General features: G+C 68.0%; 7 protein-coding genes. All 7 read left to right on the top strand.

The window, feature by feature from the left end; genetic code table 11:
- Positions 1-996: ABC transporter substrate-binding protein (locus STSP_RS32670; RefSeq protein WP_232789882.1), on the top strand; the 996-nt coding region annotated here is incomplete at its 5' end.
- Positions 989-2,128: an ABC transporter ATP-binding protein gene (locus STSP_RS32675; RefSeq protein WP_067284652.1), complete on the top strand. Its 1,140-nt coding sequence runs from the start codon at positions 989-991 to the stop codon at positions 2,126-2,128. The genes STSP_RS32670 and STSP_RS32675, both read left to right, overlap by 8 nt.
- Before the next feature lie 3 nt (positions 2,129-2,131).
- Entirely contained in the window at positions 2,132-3,028 is an 897-nt protein-coding gene (locus tag STSP_RS32680) for an ABC transporter permease (protein WP_067284653.1), read from the top strand.
- Positions 3,025-3,894 carry an ABC transporter permease gene (locus tag STSP_RS32685; RefSeq protein ID WP_067284654.1) on the top strand — a complete coding sequence of 290 codons (870 nt, stop codon included), beginning with the start codon at positions 3,025-3,027 and terminating at the stop codon, positions 3,892-3,894. The genes STSP_RS32680 and STSP_RS32685 overlap by 4 nt, the downstream gene beginning before the upstream one ends.
- Positions 3,891-4,028, top strand: a complete 138-nt coding sequence (locus STSP_RS39410) for a hypothetical protein (RefSeq protein WP_157902955.1) — start codon at positions 3,891-3,893, stop codon at positions 4,026-4,028. Before STSP_RS32685 ends, STSP_RS39410 begins: the two co-directional genes overlap by 4 nt.
- Positions 4,029-4,205: 177 nt before the next feature.
- Positions 4,206-5,486 carry an NAD(P)/FAD-dependent oxidoreductase gene (locus STSP_RS32690; protein WP_067284655.1) on the top strand — a complete coding sequence of 427 codons (1,281 nt, stop codon included), beginning with the start codon at positions 4,206-4,208 and terminating at the stop codon, positions 5,484-5,486.
- A 199-nt stretch (positions 5,487-5,685) separates the two neighbouring features.
- On the top strand, positions 5,686-6,039 hold the full coding sequence (locus tag STSP_RS32695) for a cupin domain-containing protein (RefSeq protein ID WP_067284656.1): 354 nt from the start codon (positions 5,686-5,688) through the stop codon (positions 6,037-6,039).
- Positions 6,040-7,742 lie beyond the last annotated feature (1,703 nt).

A 7,742-nucleotide genomic window follows, 5' to 3' on the forward strand; every position in this document is an offset into this window, starting at 1 on the left:
GCATCGGCCGGCGGCGGCAAGGGCGGCGGCAAGACGGTGGTCGTCCGCGACAGCGGCGGTTCCTACGGCGCGGCGCTGCAGAAGGCGATCTACACGCCGTTCACCCAGGAGACCGGCATCCAGGTGAAGGTGCTGAACCTGGACAACGCCCCGCTGCTCGCCCAGATCAAGCAGGGCCGCCCGCAGTGTGACCTCATCAACGACGCGATGGTGTCGCACCTCAAGTACGTCCAGCAGGGCGCGCTGGAGAAGCTGGACCTCGACCGGCTCAAGAGCGTGAAGAGCGCGAAGATCCCCGAGAACCAGATCACCGAGCATGCCATCGGCCACAGCTTCTACGGCCAGTGCATCGCCTACCGCACGGACGCCTTCGGCGGAAAGAAGCCCGAGTCGTGGGCGGACTTCTGGGACGTCAAGGCGTTCCAGGGTGGTCGTGCGATGTGCAGCCCGGACGGTGACCTGCCGGAGCTCGAGTTCGCGCTGCTGGCCGACGGCGTCCCGATGGACAAGCTGTACCCGCTGGATGTGGACCGCGCTTTCAAGGTGCTGACCCGGCTGCGGCCGGACATCAAGAAGTACTGGGACAGCGGCCCGCTGCCCGGTGTGCTGCTCAGCCGGCAGGAGGTGACGATGTCCACCGTCTGGGACGGCCGGATCGCGGATCTGCAGAAGCAGGGCGTCCCGGTGGAGCGGCAGCTCAACGGCATGCGCCGCCAGTTCTCGGGCTACGCCATCGCCAAGGGCGCGGCCAACCTGGACAACGCCTACCAGCTGATGGACTTCTCGCTGCGGGCGGAGAGCCAGGCCGCGCTGGCGAAGGCCTTCCCGTCGAACCCGTCGTCCCCGGTGGCCTACGAGAAGCTCAGCGAGGGCGAGCGCAACGCACTCGCCGGTGCGCCCAAGTACTACGACAAGGGTTTCGACGCGGATGTCGACTGGTGGCTGAAGAACGAAGCGGCCGTCACCAAGCGCTGGTTGGAGTGGGCTCGTGGCTGATTTCGGTGTTGCCACACCGTCGGTGAAGGTGGCCGGCGGCAAGCCGGCCACCGCGACCGGAAAGTCTTTGTCGGTTGTGGCCCTGCGCAAGACCTACGGCGATGTGGTCGCTGTCGACGAGGCGTCGATGGAGATCGCGGCGGGGGAGTTCGTCACCTTCCTCGGCTCGTCCGGGTCGGGCAAGACCACGACGCTGATGATGATCGCCGGTTTCTGTGAGCCCGACTCCGGCACCATCACCGTCGGGGACCGGGATGTGACGAGGCTGGCGCCGCAGAAGCGGGGTCTGGGGTTCGTCTTCCAGCAGTACCTGCTCTTCCCACACATGACCGTGCAGGAGAACGTGGCCTTCCCGCTCACGCTGCGCGGCGTGGGCAAGGACGAGATCCGCCGCCGGGTGGGGGAGACGCTGGAGATCGCGGGCCTGTCCCGCTTCGGTGGTCGTAAACCGCGTGAGCTGTCCGGTGGTCAGCAGCAGCGTGTCGCCCTGTGCCGGGCGCTGGTTTACCGCCCGCCGGTCATCCTCATGGACGAGCCGCTCGGCGCGCTGGACAAGAAGCTCCGCGACCAGCTCCAGGTCGAGATCAAGACCATCCAGCAGGAACTCGGCCTGACCGTCATCTATGTGACGCATGATCAGGAAGAGGCGCTGGTGATGTCGGACCGTATCGCGGTGATGCGCAACGGTCTGATCGAGCAGTTCGACACGCCCCGGGAGCTGTTCGAGCGGCCCAAGACGCCGTTCGTGGCGGACTTCCTCGGGGCGGCCAACTTCCTTCCCGGCCGCATCGAGCAGCACACCGACGAGCACACCCTGGTCCGCCTCGATGCCAGTGGAGGCCTGCTGAAGGCGCGCCGCCACCAGCTGCCCTCCGGCACCTCTGTGAAGGTCGCGGTGCAGCCGGGCCGGTTGCGGGCCTGCGCCATCGATGACGGGTTCTGTACCGGCACGGTGGAGACCGCCACCTACGTCGGCACGCTCGTCCGCGCCGGTGTGCGGATCGACGGCAAGGAGGCGCCGCTGCTGCGCCTGGAGGTCCCCGCCGGCCGGGGCCCGGTCGCCGGCGAGCGGGTCGGGATCACCGCCGACCCCGAGGACGTCAACCTCTTCGCCGACGAACAGGCAGGGTGAGCCATGGCAGCCACCCTCACCGCTACCGCCCCCGCCCGCCCGCGCAAACTCCTCGGATCACGCCGGACCCGGGTCGGGATCCTCTACGCCCTGCCGGTCGTCGCCTACCTGCTGGTGCTGTTCGTCTACCCGATCTTCAGCACCCTGCTCCTCAGCCTGAAGAACGCCGACGGATCCTTCACACTGCACTGGTACGCCGACGCCCTGACCGGCGTCAATCTCTCCGTCCTGATCACCACCCTGCGGATCTCCGCCGAGACAGCCGTGCTCAGCCTGGTCTTCGGCTTCATGTTGGCCCAGGCGATCACCCGGCTCAAGCCCATCCTGGCGGGCCTGGCCATGCTGGTCGTCGTCGTCCCGCACTTCATCAGCGCCCTGGTGCGCACCTACGGCTGGATCATCATGCTCGGTGACAAGGGCCTGGTGAACGAGACCCTCACCGCCATGTCGGTACCCGGAGCGCCGTTCCAGTTGCTCTACAACGAGTTGGGTGTGGTCATCGGCACCACCTCGATGATGCTCCCGTACACGGTGCTGCTGCTGTACGGGGTGATGCGCGGAGTGGACCGCCGCCTGCTGGCGGCCGCGTCCAGTATGGGCGCGGGACGGGTGACGATCTTCCGGCGGGTGTATCTGCCTCTGGTGGCCCCGGGCCTTGCCAGTGCCGGACTGCTCAGCTTCATCCTCTCGCTGGGCTACTACATCACCCCCGCCCTGATGGGCGGACCCGACCAGACGATGATCGCCACCCTCATCAACCAGCAGGTCACCAAGGAGAACCAGTGGAACGGGGCGGCCGCGCAGGGCGTGATCCTGCTGCTGCTCACCCTCGCCGGACTGCTGCTCGTCAAGGCCGTCAGCTCCCTCGGGGCCAGCCGTAAGAAGAGGAGCGCGTCATGACGGAACTGCGCAAGAGCCTCGCCGGGCGGATCGCCCTGACCGCGGTCGCCACCGTGATCCTGCTGTTCCTGGCGCTGCCGATCGTCGTCATCCTCGTCACCTCCTTCAGCAACAACGCCTTCGCCTCCTTCCCCCCGGAGACGTGGACGCTGAACTGGTACAAGGCGCTGTTCGCCGACGGCAGCAAGTGGCCGGCCGCGCTGTCCCTGAGCGCCCTGATCGCCGCCCTGAGCACCGTGTTCTCCCTGATCATCGGGGTGACCGCGGCGACCGCGCTGACGCGCAGTGAACTGCCGCTGCGCTCGGCGGTCTACGCCCTGGTCCTCGGACCGCTGGTCATCCCGCAGATCGTCACCGCGCTGGGCCTGTTCCTCTTCTTCGAGCCGGCCGCGATGCTGGGCAGCCCCATCGCCATCGCCCTCGGGCACACCGTGCTGGCCTCGCCGATCGCGGTGCTGATCCTGGTGGCGACCCTGCGCGGCATCGACGAACGCCTTGAGGACGCCGCCGCCAGCATGGGCGCCGGCCGCATGACGATCGCCCGGAAGATCACCTTCCCCCTCGCCGCGCCGGGCATGATCGCGGCGGCGATCTTCTCCTTCATCACCAGCTTCGACGAGTTCTACATCTCCCAGTTCCTCTCCTCGGTCAACACCGTCACCCTGCCCGTGCAGGTCTACAACTCGCTGACCTTCGAGATCGACCCCAGCGTGACCGCGGTCAGCGCGCTGCTCACCGCCTTCGCGATCCTCGCCCTGGGCCTGGTGGCCCTGGTGCGCTGGATCGGCTCAGGAAAGCAGGGCTCGCTGCTCTCGGTGGAGAACACGGCAGGCGTCGCCAACCCCGCAGGCGAGACCGCCGCATGACCGCCAACGGCTCGTTCGGCCCCGAGAGCGAGGACCTCCTCGTCGTCCAGCGAGGGGAGGGACCGTACGTCGACGACGCCGACGGCAGGCGCTACATCGGCGGCCTGTGGGGGCTGTGGCCGGCGTCGGCCTGATCGTCGACCTGATATCGCGCCGACCGCGGGCGAGGCCCGCCTCCTCGCCCGCGTCTGCAACCGTTCCATGCCGCTGATCCAGATGCGCCCCCGCAGATCAGCGACCGCAGCCCCGTAGGCCGCGCTCCTGGTGGTGCCCGGCCGCGCCCCTTCGAAACTTCCCGCTAAGGACCCGACATGAAGACGATTCCCTACTGGATAGAAACCGCCGGGGCGTTTCCCGACCGGTCCGGCAAGCCGCTGACCGAGGACACCGACCTGGTGGTCGTCGGCGCCGGCCTAACGGGTCTGTCCACCGCCCTGCACTCCGCCCGCAAGGGCGCCCGCGTCACCCTCGTCGAGAAGGGCCAGATCGGCTCCGGTGCCTCCGCGCGCAACGGCGGCATGGCCAACCTGGGCTTCACCATCGGCGTACGCCAGGCCATCCGCCGGTACGGACTCGAACGGGCCCGCGAGATCTACAACTCCTACGGCGAGGCCGTGGACACCGTCGAGCGGCTTGTGAACGAGGAGTCCATCGACTGCCAGTTCCGCCGCGTCGGACGCCTGGGCCTCGCCTCCCGCCCCGCGCACTTCGAGAGCAAGAAGGCCCAACAGCGCGACCTGGCCAAGTACTTCGGGCACGAGACCACACTGATCGGCAGGTCCGAGCTGCGTTCCGAGATCGGCTCCGACGCCTACCACGGCGGCCTGCTCGACCCGTTCAGCGCCGCACTGCACGTCGGCCGCTTCGTACGCGGTATGGCCGAGGCGTGCGAGCGCACCGGTGTCGAGATCCACGAGCGCAACGCCGCCATCGGAGTGCGGCGTACCGCCACCGGCCGCTTCGAGGTGCAGACCGAGCGCGGTGTCATCCGTGCCGGGCAGGTCATGATGGCCACCGACGCCTACACCGACAAGAACTTCCCCTGGCTGCGCCGCCAGCAAGTCTGCGTGGGCAGCTTCATCATCGTCACCGAGCCGCTCGGCGAGGAACTCGCCCGGGACATCATCCCCAAGGCCCGCCTCCTCGTCGACTCCAACAAGGTCTGCCACTACTTCCGGCTCACCCCGGACAACCGGCTGCTGTTCGGCGGCCGCGCCCGTTTCGCGCCGTCCGACCCCACCTCGGACAAGAAGAGCGGACAGGTTCTGTTCCGTGAGATGTGCGAGATCTTCCCCCAGCTCTCCCGCACCAAGATCGAGTACGTGTGGGGCGGCTCCGTCGGCTTCGCCATGGACCGCATCGTGCACGCCGGGCAGAGTGAGGACGGCGTCTACTACTCCATGGGATACGCCGGCCACGGCGTGCAAATGGCCACCCACATGGGGCACGTCATGGCCGAGGTGATGGACGGCCACCCCGAGGTCAGCCCCGTCCGCGACATCGCCCCGCCCCGCATCCCCCTCTACAACGGCACCGCCTGGTTCCTGCCCTTCGCGGGCGCCTACTACAAGACGCTTGACCGCATCCGCTGACCGGTCGACAGCCGGCCTGGGCAGCGCCGGAAGCCAAGGAGTTCCTCGCCGCCGACCGTGCGTGGCCCAACTGCTCAGCACAAGGGCCTGTTGCCCGCCGAGAGACTCACCGACCTGCTGCGCGCCGTGACCGTGGAGCGCAGCCGTCAGGCCCTGGTCCCATTCGCATCGCTCCCGAAACCAATAGAGGAAAAGAAGCATGTCGCTCCTGAAGACCATCGACACCGATCCCTCCTTCGCTCCCAGCGAGTCCGGCCCGCTGCCGGAACGCCTGATCTCCGGCGACCCGACTTACAAGACCTGGGCCCAGGACACCGCCCGTGACGGAAAGATCAACACGGGTGTCTGGGAAGCCACGCCCGGCGAGACGCGCTCGATCAAGGGCGAGACCTTCGAGTTCTGCCACATCCTCTCCGGCGTCGTCGAACTCACGCCGGAAGGTGGTGAGCCGGTGATCTACAAGGCAGGCGACAGCTTTGTCATGAAGCCGGGCTACGTCGGTGTCTGGAAGACCATCGAAACCGTGCGCAAGATCTACCTGACCGTGTCGTAACGCCGATGCCGCAGGGCACGATCGGCGTCGGGACCTCTCGCGAGGGCAACCTGCCCGGTAGACACATGTCCTCGATGCCCTGATGACTGCGCTGTGGCAGAAATGCGGCTCAGCGACGGGTATGTGGCGATGGGACCGGGCGGCTGCCGCCCGGTCCCATCCGTACTGCTCGGCGTCGCCGCGTGGAAAGCAGGCGGGCGCACGGAGAGGCCCAGATCGAAGGGGCCCTCCGTGCGCCCGCGGCCCGCAGGCGGTGGGTTGACCATATAGAAGAGCGAAGCCGGCCGAAGAACACAGACAACGCCGGACCACCACCAGCGGCCCGTCGGGTCTGCCGCCTCCGCCAGCCACGTCCCGGCACGCCCTGACCTCGATTCTTCCGAGGGCTGACACGGCGTTGTGAGCGGCTGGCTGCCCGATATGTCCCGCGCCGTGTCGGGACTGGCCGTCGCGTAACGCTGCGGTGGCGTCGGCTTCCACGGGCCCGAGGTGGTGCGGTGCGCTCCTCGGAAGGGGCCGGGTCCAGGCGTCGAGGTCGGCGGCGATCGTGGCGGCCGGCACCCAGGCGGTGTTCCTCTGCCAGGACTTCGAGGGAAGGCCCGTGGTGAGCGGGGATCTTCGTGGCGAGGATCCGGTAGCGCCGGCCGGTGTGTTTCTCGAAGGCGGTCAGCTTCTTCGCATCCCGCCGTGAGGGCTTGAGCCGGCGCACGATCAGCCGCATCCCGGTCGGCCGGCCGGTCAGGTCGCGCAGGCCGGTCAACTCGGCGACTGGTAAGAAACCAGGTCGCTGCGGGTCCCTTGATCTCGTGGACCTTGCCGTCCTGCCGGAGATGATCGAGCAGGGCGTGGCTGAAGGCCGCGCCGTCCGATCCGTACCAGCAGCTTCGACCACAGCGGCAGCGGGAGTTACCGAAACGCCGAGGCCAGGACCGCCTTGTGGTCGATAACGTCGTTGGGCGGGGCGGGGCCGCAGCAGCATGGCGACGCACTCACGGGTGTCGGCCACCCACGCACTCAGCGGCATGTGACCGTTGCTGCCCTTGAAGGTGCCCGCCGCGTCTTCCTCGCGGCTGGTGCAGGTGACGATGGTCGCGTCCAGGTCGAGGACGTACCAGTTGGCCGACTCGCGGCCGCACAACGAGATCCATGGGAAGCCGCCGGGCGCGCAGGGCGAGCAGCGTCCACACCACGCGGCGTATCGCGGCGCGAGCGCGCTCGGTCCGGGGCCCGCGACGGGGCGTCGATCGCCGCCGGAGCACGGCGCACTTCCGCAGCAGCACCACGCCCGCGTGGCTGATCAGGTTCTTGCCGTCGGGCCGCACGGCAAGCCGATGATCCCAGCCGTACTCTTCGCCCGTTGGGTGCCTCTTCCTCGCGGTTTTCTTGATCTGGGACATTCCAGATCACCGCAGGTGGGAGGCACCCTTCTGCTGTCAGGGCGTCAGACGAGCGTTCCAGCTGAATCCATGGGGCTGATGCTTACAGACGTCAGCTGCGCCCCATCCGCAGATCTGACAATTCCTCCGGCTGCGCCGCTGCCCAGGGAGTCGCGCTCGGTGCGGATGGCGGTCATCGCACCACGTCGGTGATGTGGTTGATGCAGACGACCTTGGGCTGGGTCATCTCCTCGAAGGCGAAGCGCACGCCTTCGCGGCCCATGCTGCCGTACTTGTACCCGCCGAACGGCATGGCGTCGAAGCGGT

This window comes from Streptomyces jeddahensis, assembly GCF_001642995.1.
In the GTDB taxonomy this organism is placed as follows: domain Bacteria; phylum Actinomycetota; class Actinomycetes; order Streptomycetales; family Streptomycetaceae; genus Streptomyces; species Streptomyces jeddahensis.